The 21951-nt window shown below is 35.3% G+C and carries 25 protein-coding genes; 17 read left to right on the top strand and 8 right to left on the bottom strand.

What is annotated here, in order from left to right:
- Nucleotides 1–11 precede the first annotated feature (11 nt).
- Nucleotides 12–362, bottom strand: a complete 351-nt coding sequence (locus J0L69_06685) for a 4Fe-4S dicluster domain-containing protein (protein MBN8692864.1) — start codon at nt 360–362, stop codon at nt 12–14.
- A gap of 48 nt (nt 363–410) precedes the next feature.
- Between J0L69_06685 and J0L69_06680 the strand changes: the two genes are divergently transcribed.
- From J0L69_06680 to J0L69_06665, 4 genes are all read left to right on the top strand, one after another.
- A complete protein-coding gene (locus J0L69_06680) occupies nt 411–1448 on the top strand; it encodes an acyl-CoA reductase (protein ID MBN8692863.1) in 1038 nt (345 codons plus the stop codon).
- Nucleotide 1449: 1 nt separating this feature from the next.
- Nucleotides 1450–2292 (top strand): gliding motility-associated C-terminal domain-containing protein, encoded by an 843-nt coding sequence (locus tag J0L69_06675; GenBank protein ID MBN8692862.1) that lies wholly within the window; start codon nt 1450–1452, stop codon nt 2290–2292.
- Between the two features lie 108 nt (nt 2293–2400).
- A complete protein-coding gene (locus J0L69_06670) occupies nt 2401–3270 on the top strand; it encodes an ABC transporter ATP-binding protein (GenBank protein MBN8692861.1) in 870 nt (289 codons plus the stop codon).
- A gap of 79 nt (nt 3271–3349) precedes the next feature.
- A complete protein-coding gene (locus tag J0L69_06665; GenBank protein MBN8692860.1) occupies nt 3350–3781 on the top strand; it encodes a hypothetical protein in 432 nt (143 codons plus the stop codon).
- Between the two features lie 67 nt (nt 3782–3848).
- Here the strand turns inward: J0L69_06665 and J0L69_06660 are convergent, their stop codons facing one another.
- Genes J0L69_06660 through J0L69_06650 form a run of 3 tightly spaced genes read right to left on the bottom strand, consistent with a single transcriptional unit; the run spans nt 3849 to nt 7388 of the window.
- On the bottom strand, nt 3849–5330 hold the full coding sequence (locus J0L69_06660) for an amino acid permease (protein MBN8692859.1): 1482 nt from the start codon (nt 5328–5330) through the stop codon (nt 3849–3851).
- 50 nt (nt 5331–5380) lie between these two features.
- The gene (locus tag J0L69_06655; GenBank protein MBN8692858.1) at nt 5381–6343 is read right to left on the bottom strand and encodes a site-2 protease family protein; all 963 of its coding nucleotides are present in this window, start codon (nt 6341–6343) and stop codon (nt 5381–5383) included.
- Nucleotides 6327–7388 carry a COX15/CtaA family protein gene (locus tag J0L69_06650; protein MBN8692857.1) on the bottom strand — a complete coding sequence of 354 codons (1062 nt, stop codon included), beginning with the start codon at nt 7386–7388 and terminating at the stop codon, nt 6327–6329. Before J0L69_06650 ends, J0L69_06655 begins: the two co-directional genes overlap by 17 nt.
- Before the next feature lie 278 nt (nt 7389–7666).
- On the opposite strand from J0L69_06650, the gene J0L69_06645 reads away from it, so the two are divergent.
- The 8 genes from J0L69_06645 to J0L69_06610 all read left to right on the top strand — a co-directional run bounded on the left by J0L69_06645 (nt 7667) and on the right by J0L69_06610 (nt 14371).
- Nucleotides 7667–8266, top strand: coding sequence for a hypothetical protein (locus J0L69_06645; protein ID MBN8692856.1), 600 nt, complete (start codon nt 7667–7669; stop codon nt 8264–8266).
- A gap of 42 nt (nt 8267–8308) precedes the next feature.
- Nucleotides 8309–9169 carry a glucose-1-phosphate thymidylyltransferase RfbA gene (gene rfbA / locus J0L69_06640; GenBank protein ID MBN8692855.1) on the top strand — a complete coding sequence of 287 codons (861 nt, stop codon included), beginning with the start codon at nt 8309–8311 and terminating at the stop codon, nt 9167–9169.
- Nucleotides 9170–9193: 24 nt separating this feature from the next.
- On the top strand, nt 9194–10150 hold the full coding sequence (locus J0L69_06635; protein MBN8692854.1) for a polyprenyl synthetase family protein: 957 nt from the start codon (nt 9194–9196) through the stop codon (nt 10148–10150).
- Nucleotides 10151–10154: 4 nt separating this feature from the next.
- Nucleotides 10155–10577 (top strand): acyl-CoA thioesterase, encoded by a 423-nt coding sequence (locus tag J0L69_06630; protein ID MBN8692853.1) that lies wholly within the window; start codon nt 10155–10157, stop codon nt 10575–10577.
- A 203-nt stretch (nt 10578–10780) separates the two neighbouring features.
- Nucleotides 10781–11965 carry a class I SAM-dependent RNA methyltransferase gene (locus tag J0L69_06625; protein ID MBN8692852.1) on the top strand — a complete coding sequence of 395 codons (1185 nt, stop codon included), beginning with the start codon at nt 10781–10783 and terminating at the stop codon, nt 11963–11965.
- A gap of 25 nt (nt 11966–11990) precedes the next feature.
- Nucleotides 11991–13175, top strand: coding sequence for a cation:proton antiporter (locus J0L69_06620; GenBank protein MBN8692851.1), 1185 nt, complete (start codon nt 11991–11993; stop codon nt 13173–13175).
- 54 nt (nt 13176–13229) lie between these two features.
- A complete protein-coding gene (locus J0L69_06615) occupies nt 13230–13736 on the top strand; it encodes a hypothetical protein (protein MBN8692850.1) in 507 nt (168 codons plus the stop codon).
- 20 nt (nt 13737–13756) lie between these two features.
- On the top strand, nt 13757–14371 hold the full coding sequence (locus J0L69_06610; GenBank protein ID MBN8692849.1) for a hypothetical protein: 615 nt from the start codon (nt 13757–13759) through the stop codon (nt 14369–14371).
- A 20-nt stretch (nt 14372–14391) separates the two neighbouring features.
- Here the strand turns inward: J0L69_06610 and J0L69_06605 are convergent, their stop codons facing one another.
- The 4 genes from J0L69_06605 to J0L69_06590 all read right to left on the bottom strand — a co-directional run bounded on the left by J0L69_06605 (nt 14392) and on the right by J0L69_06590 (nt 17357).
- Entirely contained in the window at nt 14392–14685 is a 294-nt protein-coding gene (locus tag J0L69_06605; GenBank protein ID MBN8692848.1) for a hypothetical protein, read from the bottom strand.
- Nucleotides 14686–14981: 296 nt separating this feature from the next.
- Entirely contained in the window at nt 14982–15470 is a 489-nt protein-coding gene (locus J0L69_06600) for a hypothetical protein (protein MBN8692847.1), read from the bottom strand.
- A 1-nt stretch (nt 15471) separates the two neighbouring features.
- Nucleotides 15472–16131 carry a hypothetical protein gene (locus tag J0L69_06595; GenBank protein MBN8692846.1) on the bottom strand — a complete coding sequence of 220 codons (660 nt, stop codon included), beginning with the start codon at nt 16129–16131 and terminating at the stop codon, nt 15472–15474.
- Nucleotides 16128–17357: a hypothetical protein gene (locus tag J0L69_06590; GenBank protein MBN8692845.1), complete on the bottom strand. Its 1230-nt coding sequence runs from the start codon at nt 17355–17357 to the stop codon at nt 16128–16130. The genes J0L69_06595 and J0L69_06590 overlap by 4 nt, the downstream gene beginning before the upstream one ends.
- Before the next feature lie 257 nt (nt 17358–17614).
- Here J0L69_06590 and J0L69_06585 point away from each other — a divergent pair, with 257 nt between their 5' ends.
- The 5 genes from J0L69_06585 (at nt 17615) to J0L69_06565 (ending at nt 21894) form a co-directional block, all read left to right on the top strand.
- A complete protein-coding gene (locus J0L69_06585) occupies nt 17615–17809 on the top strand; it encodes a hypothetical protein (GenBank protein ID MBN8692844.1) in 195 nt (64 codons plus the stop codon).
- A 17-nt stretch (nt 17810–17826) separates the two neighbouring features.
- Nucleotides 17827–18246, top strand: a complete 420-nt coding sequence (locus tag J0L69_06580; GenBank protein ID MBN8692843.1) for a hypothetical protein — start codon at nt 17827–17829, stop codon at nt 18244–18246.
- Entirely contained in the window at nt 18246–18905 is a 660-nt protein-coding gene (locus tag J0L69_06575; GenBank protein ID MBN8692842.1) for a hypothetical protein, read from the top strand. Before J0L69_06580 ends, J0L69_06575 begins: the two co-directional genes overlap by 1 nt.
- A gap of 481 nt (nt 18906–19386) precedes the next feature.
- Nucleotides 19387–20913 (top strand): bifunctional GNAT family N-acetyltransferase/carbon-nitrogen hydrolase family protein, encoded by a 1527-nt coding sequence (locus J0L69_06570; protein ID MBN8692841.1) that lies wholly within the window; start codon nt 19387–19389, stop codon nt 20911–20913.
- 45 nt (nt 20914–20958) lie between these two features.
- Complete coding sequence (locus tag J0L69_06565; protein MBN8692840.1) at nt 20959–21894, top strand: calcium/sodium antiporter; 936 nt, start codon at nt 20959–20961, stop codon at nt 21892–21894.
- Nucleotides 21895–21951 lie beyond the last annotated feature (57 nt).

Genomic DNA, 21951 nt, shown 5'->3' with positions numbered 1-21951 from the left:
AACACAATTAATTATAAGTGCAAAGAGGCTTTCTTTTCTAATAATTCAGCTTCTTGCTCCACATTATCTCCATCCTTAATACAGCAATCAACCGGACAAACAGCCGCGCATTGTGGTTCGTCGTGGAAACCAACACACTCTGTACATTTATCGGTAACAATAAAATATACATCCATAGAACCAGGCGTTTGCGGACTTTCAGCATCAACTTCCAATCCTGAGTTTTTTCCTTTAAACATCCCTTTTAAGCTCGTTCCATCAGAAAAACGCCACTCAGCGCCCCCCTCATAGATAGCATTATTTGGACATTCAGGTTCACAGGCGCCGCAATTAATACACTCATCTGTAATTTTAATAGCCATTTTAACTAGTTTTGCATTTAAATTTAAGTTGCAAATATACGGGGTTATATGGAAATAAAACAAAGAATAAATGCATTTGTTCAAAGCGGACTGTTCATTAAACGACACTTTAATCCGAACGAATGGATTGAAAATGAGAAAGGTTTGCATCAAGGCCTCGAAAAGTTAATGGAATCAGCTTACATTTATAATGGTTGGTTTATCAAACAATTTATTCATGAAAGTCTAGCCAACAATGCTCTTATGCTCACGAAAGAAGCTCTGGAAGCTTTCTGCAAAAACATTCCTGAGCCTAAGCAACAAAAAACGGTGGCAATTATTATGGCGGGAAATATTCCGTTGGTAGGCTTACACGATTTAATGTGTGTGATCTTGAGTGGACATAAAGCGTTGGTAAAGTTGTCGTCGGATGACAATGTATTAATGCCATTCTTCATAAAACTATTGGAGCACTATGAACCGGAAATTACACAACAAATTAGTTTTAGTACAGGGAAACTGAACGATTTTAACGCTGTGATTGCAACCGGCAGTAATAATACATCCAAGCACTTCGAATATTACTTCAGTAAGTATCCAAATATCATCAGGAAAGGACGTACCTCTATTGCCGTTTTAACAGGAAATGAAACCAAAGAAGACCTTAAGAATTTAGGCAAAGACATTTTTCTTTATTTTGGCTTGGGTTGTCGCAATGTTTCCAAGGTATTAGTACCGGAAGGCTACGTTTTTGATACCTTATTTGAAGCCGTTTACGATTATAAATTTGTGGTCGACAATAAAAAATACGGTAATAATTACGATTATAACCGTGCCATTTATCTTTTAGGAGGAGAGAAATTCCTCGACAATAATTTCTTAATGATTAAGCCCGACAAAGGCTTATTTTCGCCGGTTTCGGTTCTTTACAGCGAAGAATACTCCAATGAAAACCAACTAAAAAACTACCTAAACGAGAATAAAGAGAATTTGCAATGCATAGTTGGAAACGGTAAGGGAATGATACCTTTCGGTTATTCACAACAGCCTGTTATTACTGATTATGCCGATGGGGTAAATACGATGGAATTTTTAGTAAATTTATGAGGTGTTAAAAAAGCTGTTTTTCATAGCCTTTTCAATCGTTGGTAGTTTCGCGCTGGCGCAAGTTCCAACCGCTAATATTATTGTTCCAAGTAATACCATTTGTACCGGACAAACAGTTATTTTCACCTCTATTACAACCAATACACCCACTTCTTTTAGCTGGACGGTTAATCCGAGTATTGAAATCGCTTATTTGAGCAGTATTAACCAAGCAAGTACTGCCTTAGGATTTACCTATCCGGGCGTTTATACTGTTTCTTTAACAGTAGCGAATGCATCAGGTAGTTTCACGGCGGCTCAATCGATAACAATTAGCGCTACCCCTCGTGCCAGTTTTTCTGCCAGTTTAAATACAATTGGTTTTCCAAATCAAATTGTACTCACTAACTTTTCGAGTAACGCTACCAATTACGTATGGTTATTTAGCGATACCCCTGCTGTAGATACAAATACCAATACAACCCACGATTATACAAGTAGCGGCGCGTACACCGTTAGTTTAGTGGCGTATAATTCCAATGGATGCAGCGACACATCAGATTACAGCTTCTTTATTTCAGACACATCAGGTATTACATTACCTAATGTTTTTACACCTAACGCGGATGGTGTAAATGATGTATTCAAACCGATTGCACGTGGTATAAAAACCATGAAAGTAAATATTTACAGTCGCTATGGTAACTTAGTAGCGAGCTGGGAAACCATTAACGGACACTGGGACGGATATACACCAAGCGGGATGTTATGCGAAAGCGGAACTTATTTTTGTGTGGTGGAAGCTACCGGCTTCGATGGAAAAGATTACAAGCTTAAAGGTTACATCTCTTTATTCCGAAACTAAAGCGCTATTCTAAAGGTTAAAAACATATCCTTTAATTATCACAATCAAAACGTATTTACGGGCATTAAAAACTTATCGTTTGAAGTAAACGATGGGGAAATTCTCGCTATGCTAGGTCCTAGCGGTGAAGGAAAATCTACACTCATTAAATGTATTTATGGATTAGTGGATTTAGATGAAGGCGAAATTTGGTTTAATAAACATAAAGTACTTGGCCCCTCGTATAATTTAATTCCGGGTTATCCCGACATGAAACTGGTAAGTCAGGATTACTATGTTTTAGACAATCATACGGTAGAAGAAAATATTAAAGACATGTTGATTGGTTTGAGTGATGAGTATAAAGAAAAGCGTAGTCATAAAATCCTGAAGCTCCTCGAACTTGAGTCGATTAAACATTTACAGGCAAAAAATTTATCATCAGGACAAAAACAACGTGTGGCTATTGCAAGAGCCTTGGCTTTATTTCCAAAACTAATTTTGCTGGATGAACCTTTTAGCAATCTCGATAAAATTTTAAAAGATAAATTATTTGCTTTCATTATACACGAGGCGAAAAAGAAACACAGCGGTGTAATTCTGATTACACATCAGGCAGAGGAAGCTTTAAAGTATGCCGATAGAATAGCAGTTTTAGTAAATGGAAATATTGCGCAGATTGGTGATAAAAACAAAGTGTATTACGAACCACGTAATTTAAAAGTGGCAAAGATATTAGGAGATTATAATGTGTTTGATCATAAAGATTTTGAAAAAGACTCTGATCATTATAAATCCAAAAAAAGAATTTTACTTCGTCCAAATCAGTTCAAATTATCCGACAAAAAAAACGGTGATTTGTTCGCGATTTATTTGAATCACTTTTTTAATGGTAAATGCTTCGAGCTTTTACTGCAAACAAAAAGCGGAAAAGAGGTTATCATTTACACGTCCCAAGCCCCTAAACACAACGGTGACTTCTACTTTAAAGTAGTTTAGATTATTGTATTACAATAAGTTACAAGCATTTAGTTGGACTTCAACTAACCTTTTGTTAACTTTACACGTTGTAACTTATATGCGTTTCACGGTACGATTTTTTATTAGTTGGATTCTAGGCGCGATTGCCATGTACTCGGCTTTTTACGTGTGGCATGGTATTTTCTTAAACGACTTCAAACAAATTCAATTTCCATTCGTTTGGTTCGTATTGTTATCAGCAATAGCATACTTAGTTATTTCATTTATCATTTACCGTGTTTTTGAAACCAACTGGATAAAAAACATTCACAGTGTGGTATTACGTGGATTTTTAAGCGGATTAATTGTAGCCGTGAGTTTATTCGCGATTATGACAGTGCTTCATATTTCCTTTACAAAAAATATGACGAGTACTTATTTAATCACCGATTTTTTTTGGCAAATTATTGAGCAAAGTATTGGAGCTACCATTATTATTTTAGGTAAACAATTTATTTACGAACCAGAACCTGAATTCGAAGAAATTTAATTCAAAAATAAAAGTCAATAAAAAACCCCGATGAAGTATCGGGGTTTTTTGTTTTTATATTCTTCAATTATAAAGTTTCCTCGTGATCCAACTTATTGAGATTACTGTTTCGCTTACTGTAAATGAAGTAAACAATAATTCCGATTACGCCCCAAATTACGAATGCAATCCAAGTTTCTTTACGTACGAAACACATCAAGAAAATATTGAAGGCAACACCCAAAGTTCCAACCAAATAAACCGCAGGCGTTCTATATGGGCGCTCTAATTCAGGTTTTTTATAACGTAAAATCATCACCGCAACACAAACCATGGCAAATGCTAATAACGTTCCCATACTGCACATCTCACTTACTTTATCAATCGGTGTTAAGGCAGCTACTAAAGAAATAATTAACCCAACAAGAATTGTACTCTTATGTGGTGTTTTAAAATCAGCGTGTAAAGTACGGAAGAACTTAGGCAATAAACCATCTTTTGCCATGCCTAAGAAAATACGTGTTTGTCCGAGCATCATTACTAACATTACCGACGTTAATCCCGCCGTTGCGGCAAGCGTGATAATGAACACCGCCCAATTGATACCAATACCTGAGAATGCTGAAGCAACAGGAGCAGCCTTGTCTAATTGATCGTATTTTACCATTCCTGTTAACACCAATGAAACTAAAATGTAAAGCACTGTACAAATAACTAAGGAAGCCACAATTGCGAATGGCACATCCTTCTTTGGATTGATAGCTTCTCCTGCTTGAGTAGATACTGCATCAAATCCGATGTAAGCAAAGAAAACTATAGTTGCAGCAGTTAATACACCACCGAATCCGAACTTAAATGTTTCCTTACCATCTTCACCAATTACGCTAACTTTCTCAGGAATAAATGGCGACCAATTATCTGTGTTAATATAAAATGCTCCAACAATAATTACGAATAATACAACCGCAATCTTAACTACCACAATAATATTATTTGTGCTGGCTGCTTCCTTAATACCCTTAACTAAAATAGCGGTTACGACCCAGGTAATTAAGAAAGCAGGAAGATTAAATGCAAATGAAGGCGCTGCTAATCCGGCCGCCAAACACTTCTCAGTTGCAGTCGCTAAATCATTACATAAATAAATGGGAATATCGATATGAAAAAGATGCAGGAGCTTCACAAAATAGCCACTCCAGGCTACTGCTACTGTGGTTGCTCCCATCATATATTCCAGAATCAGATTCCAACCGATAAACCACGCGAATAATTCGCCAACGGTACCATATGCATAAGCATAGGCCGAACCTTCTACAGGTAACACCGATGCAAACTCAGCGTAACATAACGATGCAAATAAACAGCCTATACCTGCAATAACAAATGATAAGGCTAATGCCGGACCCGCGTAATCATGCGCTGCAATTCCTGTTAATGTAAAAATACCTCCACCAATAATAGCGCCAATACCTAACGAGGTTAATCCCCATTTGGTAAGCACGCGCTTTAAATCACTTTTTTTCATATCGGCCTCAAATGCCGATACCGGTTTAATTCGCCAAACTGACATATATAGATTTTAAATGTTTGAAACCAAATATAATTATTTTTTCGAGAAAACTAGGCTTCTAAAAAAAACAAGATATAAGATAATAAAGGTAATCCTATGAGAGAGAAGATGTAGAGAAGAATGAAGGCAATTTTACCAAAGGCGCTTAAATCGGTTTTGAAATCAGGTTTTAATATGGCTGATATTTGCTGAACTAAAATCGGCTCCAACTCACTGTAACGGTATAAGCCCGGAGGTACCCCCGCAAATTTCTTTTGATAAGAAAACAAAACCGCGTCGCGAATCACCCAATAACTTTTGTCGGGTAAATCAGCATACTCACATCGATAGGCAATTCTTTCCTGATCTAAAAACTCTCTGATCTTCTGATTTCGGTTTTCATTGATCAATTCGTATACCATCATAGCAGGAATGATTAACATCAAAAAACTACCGGTAAGCAAAATAATACTAACCAATAACAAAACTGATATGATTGTAAACACCAAACGAATACCATAATTGTTTTTAAGAAATAAATTTTCAAGGAATCGTCCACCGTCTAACGGATAAATAGGCAACAAATTAAACAGATTCAAAAAAATAAAAACATTAGCCAACATTTTTATCGAATCGTTTTGCATACTCTTGTTTAAAAAGTAAAGTGCAAAACCAATGAATAATCCCGGTAACGGACCGGCCAGCACAATAACACTCATTTGCTTTTGCGAAACCGTACTTTTTTTACCACTTACAAAAGCGCCTAATAACGGGACAATAAACAATTTTACATTTTGGTAGTTATACAATTTCATGGCAAAAAAATGCCCGAATTCGTGCACCAATAAAGCCAACAACACCGCCGCGATGTAAGCGATATTCTGATCAAAAATAACGTAGAACAAAAAAGCGTAAATAAACAAACTGATTAAAGAGCGCGTTAGATTATTCCCCTTGTTCTCGGCAACAATTGGCTTTGGCGGATAAATAATTCCGCTTCCCTCTTCAGGTGAAGGATTATTTATTGTCTCCATTCTGAACCGGTTTTAAATTAAGATGGAACAATAAATAAATACAAACGGTAAATAAAAAGAAAGCACCGGTTTGATGTAATACACCTAATACTACGGGCACTTGATATAACAACGTATAAATTCCCAATATAAATTGCGCGGTTACTCCGTAAATCAATAATGTAATGCCCAAATTTTGCTGCTTTGTTAAATTTAATTTGTCTGATTTATTCCAAAGTATGGCTACACAAATTACCACTAAAACAGCAATAGTACGATGCATGAATTGAACACCAGCCCCTATCTCCAGAAAATTTCTCCACCATTGTTCTTCAATCATAATCGTTTCGCTCGGAAACCAACTGTCACCCATCTTCGGCCAGGTTGGATAAAACAAACCTGCCTTTAATCCCGCCACAAATGCACCGTAAATAATCTGGATGATTAAAACCACAAATAACACAATAGCAGTTGTCTTCAGTTTTTTTCCGTCACTTTCTACAGCCTCTGTTTTAGGATACATCAATTGCAATGCGTACCAAAATGTAAATGCGAAAACAGTAAATGCACTCATTAAATGCGTTGCTAATCTATAATGAGAAACCGCAGGATCCTTTACTAATCCACTCTTTACCATCCACCAGCCGATTAATCCTTGAAGTCCGCCTAACGCAAATAACAAAAGCATTTTTGGCAATGTTTCCTTTCTGAATTTTTTCTTTATCAAAAACCAGGCAAATCCGGCTAAAAAAACAAAACCAATGGTTCTGCCAATCATTCGGTGAATATACTCCCACCAGAAAATGGATTTAAACTCATCCATAGTCATGGAGTTGTTTTTGTAAATAAACTCAGGACTTGTTTGATACTTAGCAAATCGTTCTTGCCAATGTTCTTGTGTAATCGGTGGCAATGAACCCATGAAATTCCAATCAGTTATGCTAAGTCCGGAATGTGTTAACCGTGTAATGCAACCCACTACCACCATTACATACACTAACACACAACCTGTTAAGAGCCATTTGATAACCGGTTTATCGCTGTTTTGAAGTGGACTTGTATTCATTTGAGGTACAAATTTACTCAGCATTTACTTACCAAAAAAATTTGTTTTCCAAGCCTTGGTTTTTACTTAACTTCACTCTCCATAATTGCTTAAAGAGTTTGTTGCTTGCATTTTATACACGTTCATTTATAAGACCCGTACTCATTGGTTTACTTCTTTCTTTTAACATTACTTTGTTCTCGCAAAAAATTCGCACACAACAACGATTAGATTCCCTTAAGCTACAATTTCAGAAAGATTCCAGCCGTATTTACCGCTTTCAAAAATTTCGTTTTCGTGTGGCGTTAGATCGCCGCAATTCCTGGATTAAAAACCAACGTGCCACAAAGCAAATTCCTGTTTCAATTAATGGGTTTCAATTAGGTGCTGTACTTTTTGAAAAACATTCGGTGGGATTTGGCCTTTACAACATCGCTGCTGAATCAAAACGTCCGGCAAAAATCAACGACCAACTCAATACGATTCGCTACGAGGAATTATTCATGAATTATTTTACCGGCTATTATGAATATGTTTTACTAAATAAACGATTTTTTGAAATTGATATACCGATTGAGTTGGGATTAGGTCGTTATGTTTACAACCTCAAAGACGAAACACAAAGTAAATTACTATGGCACGAACAAGGCCCCATTAAACTCAGCAGCGCCGGATTACAAGTTATTTTCAAACCTTTAAAATGGATTGGTTTGGTAGGGATGGGTGGTTACCGCTTTGTACGATTCAATGAAAAAACGAACTTGAATTTTAATAACTTCTATTATAGCTATGGTGTGTGGGTGGATATCAGGCAAATCCATCGCGACCTTCGCTTTTACGCCTTTAAACGGCCTAAATACCGAAAAAAAGTTAAGGCCATTTTAGCATCTGAACCTTAATTTGTATCTTGTTCTACATTTTATCGACTACATTAAATGCCTATGAAAGGAATTATATTAGCCGGAGGTTCCGGTACCCGTTTACACCCATTAACGCTTGCCATGAGTAAGCAAATGATGCCTGTATATGATAAACCAATGATTTATTATCCGCTTTCGGTGTTAATGATGTCGGGTATCAATGAAATACTCATCATTTCTACACCACATGATTTGCCAAACTTTCAAAAGCTATTAGGAACAGGCGAACAAATTGGCTGTAAGTTTTCTTATGTAGTGCAGGAAGTTCCGAATGGATTAGCACAAGCATTTGTATTAGGAGAAAAATTTATAGGTAAAGATAAAGTGGCGCTCATTTTAGGTGATAATATTTTCTATGGTGTTGGATTAGGTGGCGCATTACGTCAGATTAATAATCCGGATGGTGGTGTGGTATTCGCGTATCACGTAAGCGACCCGGAGCGTTATGGTGTAGTTGAATTTGATGAGAACAACAAAGTGCTTTCCATTGAAGAAAAACCGAAAGTACCAAAATCGAATTACGCCGTTCCCGGTTTATATTTTTACGATAATGATGTTGTAGACATCGCTAAAAATTTAAAACCTAGTCCGCGCGGCGAGTATGAAATTACCGATGTAAACAAAGAATATTTAAAACGCGGCAAGTTAAAAGTTAGTATCATGGATCGCGGAACAGCCTGGTTAGATACAGGAACTTTTAAATCGTTAATGCAAGCCGGACAATTTGTGGAAGTGATTGAAGAGCGTCAGGGTTTAAAAATCGGATGTATCGAAGAAGTAGCTTACAACATGGGCTATATCAATAAAGAACAATTGCGTAAAATAGCAGAGCCTCTTACAAAAAGCGGTTATGGAAATTATTTGTTAGGCCTATTGGATTAAAGCGTGGAAAACTACAAACCTTTACTGGAATTATTTAACGCGCATCTCAACTCCTATTTGAAAGAGTTAGACAAGAAACAACCGCGCGAATTATACGATCCCGAAAATTATATTTTATCATTGGGAGGAAAACGTATTCGTCCTTTACTTGCTCTTATCGGATGTGATTTGTTTGATAAAAACCCATCGCATTCATTGAATGCCGCATTAAGCGTGGAGCTGTTTCATAATTTCTCTCTTATTCACGACGATATTTTAGATAAAGCACCTTTACGCCGCGGCATGCCAACCGTTCACAGTAAATGGAATACCGATATTGCGATTTTAAGTGGTGATGTCATGCTGGTTAAAGCCTTCGATGTTTTAAAAAACCACGAAACAACAAAATTATCTTCCCTGTTAAGTTTATTTGCAACTACCTCAATTGAAGTTTGCGAAGGTCAGCAAATGGACATGAATTTTGAAACCCAACAGAACGTGAGCGTAAATGATTATCTGCAGATGATTACTTACAAAACCGCCGTGTTACTAGGTTGCAGTTTGAAAATGGGAGCTATTTGTGCAGAGGCTGATACTGAAAACCAAAATCACCTCTATGAATTCGGAAAACATTTAGGTATTGCTTTTCAATTAATGGATGATGTATTAGATGCCTATGCTGATGACGGAAAATTTGGCAAACAGGTAGGCGGTGATATTATCGCGAATAAAAAAACATTCTTGTTACTGAAAGCCTTCGAATTGGCGGATGCTTCACAAAAAAATAATTTAACCGCTCTCTTAAACGAAAAAGACAGCACGTTAAAAGTGAAAGGCGTCCTCTCCGTTTATGATCAGTTAAATATTAAAAACATCAGTGAAAAGGAAGCGGACATACATACACAAGAAGCTTTAAAACATTTGAAAGCGGTAACTGCCTCCGAAAGCAAGAAGAAAGAGTTGGAGCGCTTAGCCATGCAATTGCTAAATCGTCAATCGTAATGCCATGAACCTTCACGATTTTAAACACAAGCAAAAAATTCAAATCCGTTATAAGGACATTGATAAGCAAGGGCACGTTAACAATGCCAATCACATTACCTATTTCGAAACCGCGCGTGTAGAATACTTTAAAGATGTATTTACACAACAAATCGATTGGATTAAAACAGGAATGATATTAGCGCGCACGGAAATCAATTACATGGAACCGATTTTTTTGGAAGACACAGCATTTTGTTACACCAAAATTACATCCTTCGGAACCAAAAGTTTTGAAATCACCAATGTCATCACCAAATTAAAAAACGACAAAGAAGTACTTTGTGCCGAGGGCAAAAGCGTGATTGTTTGTTTCAATTACGAAATCAATTCTACCGTTGAGATACCACCGCATTGGAAAGATGCGGTGAATAAATTTGAGGCTTAACCCCCTCGCCCTTTGGGCACTCCCCCTTCGCAGGGGGAGAAGCTGTCCGTTGCTATAACGGCTTAATTACCACGACTGATTTCTCCCCTGCTAAGAGCCTGTCCCGCGTCCCGATAGCTATCGGGATAATCGGGAGGAGAGGTCCGTAGGACAGAGGGGTTTAAACACTAAAAGAACACAATAATAATCCATACCTTTACCCTATGAACTACACCTTTTCACATACCGGCGATTTTGAAATGAAAGCAACTACCTTCTTTGGTTTAGAGGAAGTATTGGCAGCGGAATTGCGTAAACTCGGCGCTAAAGATGTAGAACCTTTTAAACGCGGCGTTTCTTTTACCGGCGATTTGGGCTTTATGTACAAAGCTAATTTTTGTCTGCGTACCGCTCTGAGAATTTTAGTTCCCATTTACAAATTTGAAGCCTATAACGAACATCAGTTATACGATGGAATTAAAAAATTCGATTGGTCGCAGTTTATGGGAGTGGATGATACATTGGCGATTGAAGCCGTTGCCAACTCCGATAACTTCACACACAGTTTATACATAGAACAAAAAACCAAAGACGCCATATGTGATCAGTTCAGAGAGAAAACAGGAAAGCGTCCGAGTGTGGATTTAAAAACACCAACACTCCGTATATACGTGCATATTTTCAGAGATGAAGTAAGTGTAAGTTTAGACAGCAGTGGCGATATTTTATACAAGCGTGGTTACCGCGAAGACATTGTTGACGCGCCCATTAAAGAAGTGTTAGCGGCAGGAATCGTATTAATTAGTGATTGGCAACCGCATTTACCTTTGATTGATGGTATGTGTGGCAGTGGTACACTCGCTATCGAAGCCGCTTTGTATGCCAATAATGTACCTGCCGGAATTTTCAGAAAAGATTTTGGATTCATGCGCTGGAAAAATTACGATGAAAAATTATTCGAAACCATTACCGAAAGTGCCATTGGCAGAATTAAAGACGGAGATGTAAACATTTTAGCCAACGACATCAGAGATAAAAGTTTAAACATAACCAAACACAATGTTGAAGTAGCCAAAGTAGATGATGTTATTAGCTTCAGCAGAAAATCATTCTTTGATGTTAAAGTAGAAAAACCCATGGGAACCATTCTTTTGAATCCGCCTTATGATGAGCGTATGAAGAAAGAAGACATTGTGAGTTTTTACAAGCAGATTGGCGATAAATTAAAAAAAGATTTTGCCGGCTGGACCTGTTGGATCATTACTTCCAATTTAGATGCCGCAAAATTTATTGGCCTTCGTCCCACACGTAAGATAACATTATTTAACGGCTCACTTGAGTGCAGATTGTTTAAATTTGAAATGTACGCAGGTACCAAAAAAATCCACAAATTAACTCCTAAAGAGTAAAAAGCAGCTCTGCGATTAAATCAATATGAATGTTATTATTGCGATATGTGTATTAATTTTAGTTGCCTATGTTTTTGATTTAACATCATCGTTTACTAAAATCCCTTCCGTTATACTTTTACTGATATTAGGTTGGGGCGTTCGGCAAGCGACTAATTTCTTAGGCTATAATTTCACTGAACTCTCCACTGTATTACCCATACTTGGAACAGTTGGCTTAATATTAATCGTATTAGAAGGCGCGCTCGAATTAGAACTTAATAAATCAAAATTGAAATTAGTGACGAAATCATTTTTTGGCGCACTATTTCCCATACTTGCAATTGCATTCAGTTTGGTTTATATTTTTCATGAAACAGGTTCAGTATCCAACAGATTAAATCTTTTAAACGCTTTGCCTTTGTGCATCATCAGCAGTGCCATTGCCATACCAAGCGTAAGAAACCTGAATAAAAATATGAAAGAATATGTTGTTTATGAAAGCAGCATGTCGGATATCATTGGCGTTATATTGTTCAATTTTGTTGTAAGCAATGAGTTTGTAAATTCCTCCTCTATTAGTACTTTCTTTCTCCAACTGCTAAGCATGGTAGTAATTTCATTTATCAGTACGCTGGCCTTATCTTTCTTACTCAGTAAAATCGAACATCACATTAAATTCATTCCCATTATTTTATTGATTATTTTAATTTACACCATTTCAAAAATATACCATTTACCGGCTCTTTTGTTCATTTTAATTTTTGGATTATCGCTTGGAAATCTGGATGAATTAAGGCGCTTCAAGTGGTTAAAAGTATTTCATACAGAAGAGATGGACACAGAAGTACATAAATTTAAAGAACTAACTGTAGAGGCAACCTTCCTCATACGTACTTTGTTTTTTATACTCTTTGGTTATTTAATGGAAACAAGTGACATACTAAATATTGAAACATTGCCGCTGGCTTTATTAATCAGCGTATTCATTTTCACTTTCAGAGCCGTACAGTTGAAAGTATCCGGCATGTCTTTTAGTCCGCTGCTATTTATTGCGCCACGCGGACTCATCACCATTTTATTATTTTTAAGCATTGAGCCGGCGCAGAGAATTATTTCGGTCAACAATTCATTAATAGTTCAGGTAATTATCATTACAGCTATTGTTATGATGTTGGGAATAATGTTTAGTCCTAAAGAACAGGGCGCAGAAAAAAATCTGAATAGCTAAAAATTCCAAATTCTAAACTAAGAACCACAATAATTTTGTATATTTATTTGTTACATGAAAGCAAATAATAACTACTTCAATTTTGATGGCGGCTATTTTGGTTATGTACCGAATATGTGGTTCCTTCCATTTGACCTAGGGTTTGAAGATCGATTCAAAGGAAACTATGGAATTAAAGAATCAGCTAACTTGATTGGCTTTTACTTTAATTATGACTCAATAAAAGGCAACTACTATTTAAATTATAGGATACACCACCATCCAAATACTCAAATATTTTCCAGACAAATAATTTATTCAAACCTGTTTCAATTTGTAGATTCTGTGCTGGATAAAAAATCTTGGCATCCAGAAATTGCGATAAGAGTAGATTTTATAAAGGAAAATGGCCTTGATTCAACATTTACATTTAAACACAGTGGATGTGAATTTATTGGTAGATTTGCTTCAGATAACAAAGATATTCTAGCTATAAGAAAAGTTGATAAAGAAGATTTTTATATTAACTATACAGAATATGTCTTTAGAATAATTCCGTCTCATATAACAAATTTAATTTAACAACTAGGAAATAAATTAATATGAAAACATTATTGTTATTATTATGCACTTACTTTGTGTCTATACCTAATACTTTTTTCAGTCAAAGTTTAACTGAAAGCTATGTCAAAAACTATTTTGATAGCATTATTAAAAATGACTTTCCTAAAAAATCAGACGTTGTCAAAACAGAATATGACATTGTTAAATTAATCAACATCACACCAAAAAAAGCCATACTTATTGAAATTCAAAAATACCAGAATAAAATTTCACAATTAGAAAGTAATGACTTTACAAACCGTGAAAAAACGCCTTTAGGACAAGAACAAATCAAGAAACTTAGGAGTCAAAGCAAAGAAGTTCTTAGAACAACTTTAATTAGTTTAAAAGAAGATAAATCTTACTACACTAATCCAGAAATAAATTATAAAATGGACTTAATACAAAAAGTCTTGTACGAAAAAAGCATTGATAGTACCAAAATAGAATTATATAAATCCGAAGACGATAACACGACAATATATTACATCGCACAAATAAAAGTTAAAAACTATTACCTTAATGGCAAGATAATAGAGAAGAAACTCTCTATCATATTTGATTTACATAAACAATTTCGCAAGGAATTAACATTTGAAGGGTTTGTTTTTTAATACTCAAAAACAAATTAGAATCATGAATTAATTAATTCTCTTTCAATCTCTTTCAATATATCTATGGCATCAAATTTTACTTTATTAAAGTACAAGTAATTCTCAAAACTAGCATGATAAAGATTATCTCGTACTTCATTTTCATACTTTTTTAAATGAAGTGCGTGTTCCGAATAGAATGTATCATACAAAAACGAGGCAATAAAATCAATTTCACTCAGCAATGACGTAAAACTATCATCTGGAAAATTAAGCTGATCTATCTTTCCTATTGAATCTTTCATCTCCTCAAGAATATTTTCAATTGTTTGCATATACAAATATACGTATAAGTATTGTTATTTAGAATCATTCTAAATAAATATATTAACAAAAAAACCTTTAATAGTGTTAATAACAACCTACATGCATATTAAAGATAACCAAACGCCCTTTCAACTATTTCTTTCATTTCACCATTTTCAAATACAGTCTTTGTTATCCAGTTTCCTTTGGCATCGTACGTATAATCATAATGTATTTCGTGGCTTCCTATAAAAATAGTATTTAAATTCACTTTACTTTCCGGTGTAACCTTTTCACAATAATCAATTTCTCCATCATGGTAAATTCAATACTCCAGCTCATTTCCTTCATCATCTAAAAAAGTTTCAATTTTATGCTCAACTTCATCATAGGGTTCTACATATATTTCCGTAATTAAGTTTTTCTCATAAATGTAATTAATCACCTCCGGCTCCTCATCAGGATCATTCCTACCACTAGAAATAATCTCCTTTATTAATCGTCCTTGCTCGTCGTAATAAAAAATTGAAACGCTCTTCATTTCATGGCTTGGGAAATATACGGTCTGTATGTTTATCAATCTGCCCTTATAATAAGCAAACTTGTTTAACTCGGAGGCTCCTTGCCTGTTGTAATGATAACTATATAAAAGCAATCCCTTTTTATTAAAGTACAAGTCATAATTCTCAAAGCCGGGTTTTAATTTTGGAAGCAAGCCTTCATTATACAAAGTCCATTTATAAGTTCTCACTTTAATATACGTAACTCCTTCAATGGCCTCTGATTGATATCTTTTATGGCTACAATATCTCATACTATAACTGACAAAACATATTTTTAATTTCTAAATGCTGCAAGTATAGAAAGCTATGTTTATCAATCCATTCATGAAATTCGGAAGGTCGTTCCATTTTAAATTTTCGTAAATAGTCCATGTATTTGTATTCCGGTATCATTTCAAAAGAAGGAACATATGTAGTTGCAAATACTTTTATCACATCAATATTATTGGTCTCCTGCTTTATGTAAGGCAACAAAATCGTGCAGGCATCAAAAGCTCTACCGTAATAGTTATAAATCAAAGCCAATTTAACTGCCTCCTCTGCGCTTAATTTAGCCGGTTTATAATACACGCTTACATTATGTAACCATATTGGAATATCATTATAGAAATGATAATAGTTTGCATCATATAATCCGAGTAAACTATAATTTAAAAGCATATTGTTCACAAGCATGGTATCTTCTGCGGTACTTATGTTCTTATAACAATAATTCATCTTTTGTTCCAGTTTTTTGGTTGGTATAATCTTTTCATTATACTTCTCAAAATACCTTAGAGCCAAAATGCAAAAGTTAAATTGGAGATATTTATCAGTAGAATCAATTTTGATTGCTCTAAGAGCTGTGTCCTTTACATGATACGAATAACTATCCTCGCTATTTGTACAAGCTAAAGCCAAATAGTTAGTCATAGTTGTGTAAATATTTTTTTTCTGGGTACAGTTACACTTAACAAGTCCATTCGACTCAAATTTCTTTTAAACACATCATCCATTAATCTGTTTTGCGCCCTAAATGCCTTTAAAGTATCATCATTGTCAATGGCGTTTTTGTAAGAACCCAATATCAATTCAGGAGGTGAATCATCACTAACAGCCGCAGCGAATGTGACTTCTAATGTTGCCATCCTTGAACGGTATAGCTCATATTCTAAAAATTTCCGAATGGATTTGTTATCCAATTGTTTCTTTACTTCCTCTTTACTGTATCCCATCAAATGAGCAAATGGAGTATTCTTAATTAATGCGTTAAACGCATCCCAGTTTTCACTCATTTCAGTATTATATTTTACTTCTTTATCAGTAGTCAGCTTAACTAATCGTACCAATTCTTCTGCTCGCGCTTTTTGCAAAGCAATATTCTTCTCCAGCGATCCTTCTACTGAACTATGGGTGCTAATCCGAACCTTAGATAAATAAGGCGCATATATTTTCATTTTCCTTAAAAAATCTTCTTTGCTTGCTTTATCCAATTTAGTTTCATCTCGCTCGAAACCAAATTCGAATTTTAAAGTTGTTGAAAACGAATCACGGATTATTTGCTTATCGGTATTTGTTATATACTTTGGAAACAGATACAGTGTTGGCATATTCTTCGCTAAGAGCTCTTTTACTTCTCTGTAATGAAAAGCTGTGCCACTATAAATGTAGCCAATGTTTGTTATGTATTGTTTATACTTTAAACTAGGCGGTAAATAAGCTATAGGATAATGTAAGTTGTTCTTAAGCTTTACTCGGTTATGCGTATAAATCTCCGGAAAGTAAACAGGTTTCAACATAATGCCGTTAGATATATTATTAATATCATAATCACTTTGTTTTTCACAACTAAATCTGTCACGAAAAACTATATCAATATAAACACCGTCTCTTGCGCCGGAAAAGAATCGTTGAACAGCTTCCAAATTTGCCGACCATAGATAAACAGTATCATTTTGAATTCTAATGTGTAGATTATCGATGGCTTCTTTTGCCTGAGAAGTAAAGGCTTGAGGTTTGTTTGAATTTTTCTTTCGTACACCATAATAATTAGATGTAGTTGGATTACCTTTTTCGCTTATTTCAGTCTTAGCTAGCAGTGATTGGTAGCAGATAGTTTCTAAAACTATCACAGCCAGTAACGCAGTTTTACTTTTCATAGATATGTGTGTTAACTTAAAAAGTAAAGACGCGCATAACGGGGATGGTTAGGGGTTACATTTTTAACGGGATTATTTTTAAAAGGATACTGATATCAATTATTTTTTACATTGTTTAACAACTAAAGAAAAGTGACAATTTTCGCAATCCTTCTTTACAATATCTACTCAATTAGAGTTCATTCAGGAATTAAATTGTGCAACTTCGAAAACATTTGTATCTTTAAATAACGCTATTAATCTACATACCCAACAAAATGGAGGAAATGAATAACAACCCTGATAATTGGAAAGCCTGGGGGATTATTTATTTTAATCATAAAGACAAAAGATTACTTGTACCAAAAAAGAATCTCAATGGTCTTACTTTGAATTTTGCACATCCGCTTTCAATTCTTATTACTGCAGGTTTAATTCTTATTATCGGTTTTACAATTCGCCATGGTCAATAAAGAAATTTTTAGCTCAAATGAAAAGTATCAAGCTCATCCTTTTAGTATTCTTTACAAAAATCTGTTATTGCCAGGACTATAATGAAGCTAATTGGCGAAGAGATAATGTAAAAATAGCCGTATTAAAAGAACATCTTCTCAAAGAAAAAATAATAATAAACGGTATCTCGTATAATTACTCTCGCTTATACCCTGATACAAAATTCACTGAATACGGAAACGTTACTGATGATCTAAAAGCTAACGGTCAATGGTTATATATAAATAACAAAGGAGCTATGTTCCTAAGTGGTAATTCACAAAATGGATTAAAAACGGGCAGTTGGAAACTTACACTCGGAAAAAAATTAGATTACCACAAACTACTCATCTACGATTGGCTTCCTGATAGCAGCTCAACTTACCTGCTAAGAACAAAAAATAGTGATCATAAATAATGAGGTCGAATTTTAATAACCTGCTATCTGCCCTACTCCTTGTTGCAAATGTTCTCTTTTCGCAAAACAATGATTTGAATCGCTTGCCCGATAAGGAACTCCAAATGACCTTTCCGAGCATTTACTTTAAACATAATTCTACCGATTATGCAGAGATGCCTTACAAAGTAGATTCATGTTTCAAATACATTGCTCTTCATTTTGATCAAAACATAAATAGCTTAGTGATATGGCGCGATAGTCTGGAAACGGAAGCCCTCACGAAAGCCCGTATTAAAAAACTATCCACTCAACTAAAAAAACACCTCCGGAAAAATAATTTTGAAATTATTTCTATGGCGGATCAACAGAAAATATCACGTTACACTTTGCAAAAAACCGTTGAGCAAATAAATCGTGATTATTTATTATCACTCAATAGTTGCTTTGATTTTTCAAAAACAAAAGTTGCACTTAAAACCACAAATTCTCATATCATTCGTCCCAAAACATGGTGCAAGGATTGCTGGAAGAACGGCTTTCACCTCGATAAAAAATCAAGAACACTTCGTAAAATGGCACGAAAAAACAAATCATCCACAGGTCAAAAAAAAGAACGTCGTAAATTGGTTTGGACCGGATGGAAAACGGGCTTTCATTGGAGTACACCGAATAAATAGGTTGTCCCTTCGGGACTTTTGGAAAAACAAATATAATATACGCCTTGATTCAGGTCGTCCCTCCGGGACTTTTTGGAATAACAATTATATTCTATGCACAAGTATTCACTCCAGGACTCTTGGAATAATTATAATCTACAATAATCCAGTTTGTCTATAAAGGACATGACGCGAAATAATACTTATACTCTTTTAAACTTGAAACGAAAAGCTCCGTAGGAGCGACCTATCGCTAACAGAAAAATAACAATCCATTAAGCCCCGGAGGGGCGACCTGTTTCGCTACTAAAGAAACCTTCACAACTTAGTTTAACGAGCTCATACTAGCTTATCTAATACAAAACAATAAAATAACTACTACACAAAGCTTTTAGTAGCGAAGCCATACGCCTCATAACACTTCTTAACATTTTTTTATTGCCTAATTTTCAGAATTACTTAACTTCATAAAGTACCTTATTATTAACTTAAACTAAAACTCATGAAGAAAATCAGAGTTCGTCGCCTTCGTCAGGAAGATTATGAAGCAGTAATACAAATTCAGTTAAAGTGCTTTCCCAACATGAAACCATGGAGCCGGGAACAGTATAATAGTTTGCTGGGACATTTTAAAGAAGGTCAAATCGGTGTTGAGTTGGATGGAAAACTAGTAGCTTCATCGTCAAGTCTTATTTTAAACTTCAACAACTATGATGAGTCACAATCGTGGTCGGAACTGACGGATAACGGAATGATTACAAACCACGATCCGCAAGGAGAAACTTTATATGGCATCGAAATTATGGTAGACCCGGATTTCAGAGGTATGAAATTATCGAGGCGGCTTTATGAAGCAAGGCAAAAGTTGGCAAAGGACAAAAATTTAGAGCGCATTGCCATTGGTGGAAGGATTCCGAACTATTATAAATATGAGAAAAAAATGACAGCCGAACAGTACGTTGAAAAAGTGATGGATCGGAAAATATATGACCCTGTATTAACTGCTCAGATTGCTAACGGTTTTGCATTGAAACGTTTACTTCCCAATTATTTTCCGAATGATAAAGAATCGTGTGGATATGCCACTTTTTTGGAATGGAGTAATGTAAATTATACGCTTGATAAAAAACAAAAAAACAAAACCCCTTATGTAAGAGCTTGTGCGGTTCAATATCAGATGCGAATGATAAAAAACTTTGAAGAATTTGCTCATAACTGCGAATACTTCGTTGACGTTGCTTCCGACTATCGCTGTGATATTGTTCTCTTTCCTGAAATGCTTACAATGCAATTGCTATCTTTTTTACCTAATAAATCACCGGGAAGTGCTATCAGACAGTTAGATCAATTTACTAAACAATATGAAGCATTATTTTCAAACCTGGCCATAAAATACAACATTAACATTATTGGAGGTTCGCATTTCGTTATAGAAAATGATGACTTATACAATGTTTCGTACTTATTCGAACGAAATGGGAAAATCAGCAAACAATATAAAATTCATATTACACCACATGAAAAAAAATGGTGGGGTGTAAAACCCGGAAACACAGTTGAAGTTTTTGATACAGATATCGGTAAAATTTCCATTCTAATTTGTTATGATGTTGAGTTTCCGGAAATTTCACGAATAGCAGTTAGCAAAGGGGCACAAATTTTATTTGTGCCTTTTAACACTGATGAACGAAGAGGATATTTGAGAGTTAGATATTGTGCACAAGCCCGTGCGGTTGAAAATCAGGTTTACATTGTTATGGCAGGGTGTGTAGGTAATTTACCACAGGTAGAAAACCTTGATATTCATTTTGCTCAATCCGCTATATTAACCCCTTCGGATGTTGAATTTCACCGTGAAGGCATTGCTACTGAAGCTCCTGCTAATTCGGAAACTTTGATATTCCAAGATCTAGATATTAATTTAATTATGCGTAATCGCGAATTTGGAAGTGTTCAGACCTGGAAGGATAGAAGACTTGATTTATATAATGTTAGATATTATTCAAATGGGAAAGGTCATAATGCATAGTTATAATTTGATGTAATAATATATCTTAAATTAACTGAATTTATTATGAGTGTTTTTTTAATAACCATAGGCTTAATCGGTCTCTGGCTTGGAACTAAGTGGGTCATTAATGCTGCATTAGGAATCGCTAATTTATTTAAACTGTCCCACGGTTTTGTTGGTGTAGCAATTTTAGCAGTAGGTACAGATTTGCCTGAAGTATTTGTTACACTAAAAGCTTCTTTACTTCAATTATCCGGAGTAGAATCGTCAGGCATTATAACAGGTAATGCCATTGGTAGCAGCATCAGTCAGATTACCGTAATTTTAGGAATAGCGGCTTTACTACTCACATTTAAAATGCCTAAAAGTGAACTTATTTTAAACGGTATTTTTCTTTTACTTTCCGTTGCCCTCGTTTATGTATTTGGTCACGATGGAAATATTACCAGAGTAGAAGGAATTCTTTTAATCATCACGTATTTACTCTACTATTATTTACTCCTTAGAAACAACAAAGATGAAACCGCGGCCGAAAATGAAGGCGCACCCGATAGCATTCCGAAAATTATTTTACTTCTTATAGCAGGTTTAATTGTGCTTATAGGTTCTTCTCATCTTGTTGTTGAAAACGCGATGGAATTAGCGAAAGCCTGGGGCGTAGAACAATCTTTCGTTGGGATTGCCGTTATTGGTTTAGGCACAAGCTTACCAGAGTTGGCCGTTTCCATTGGTGCAGCCATGAAAAAATCAGCGGCCATGTCGGTGGGAAATGTTATTGGCAGTAATATATTCGACGGACTCATTCCGATTGGTTTAGGAGCAAGCATTACCGATGTGAAATTAGAATCGGGATTTTTGAAAATAGATTTACCGCTTTTGTTTTTTTCAAGCTTACTAGTGATTATTTTTTTATTGACAAAAAAAGGAATGTCGCGACTTGAAGGAATTACACTCATTCTTGTTTATCTGGCATACATTACCCTTAAAATGTATTTATAAAACGGAATTACAGGTCGTCCCTACGGGACTCATAAAAGCTCCGTTGGAGCGGCCTAT

Source organism: Bacteroidota bacterium (assembly GCA_017303905.1).
Taxonomy (GTDB): domain Bacteria; phylum Bacteroidota; class Bacteroidia; order B-17B0; family Aurantibacillaceae; genus JAHEYG01.
This window is presented reverse-complemented; position numbering and strand designations above follow the sequence as displayed.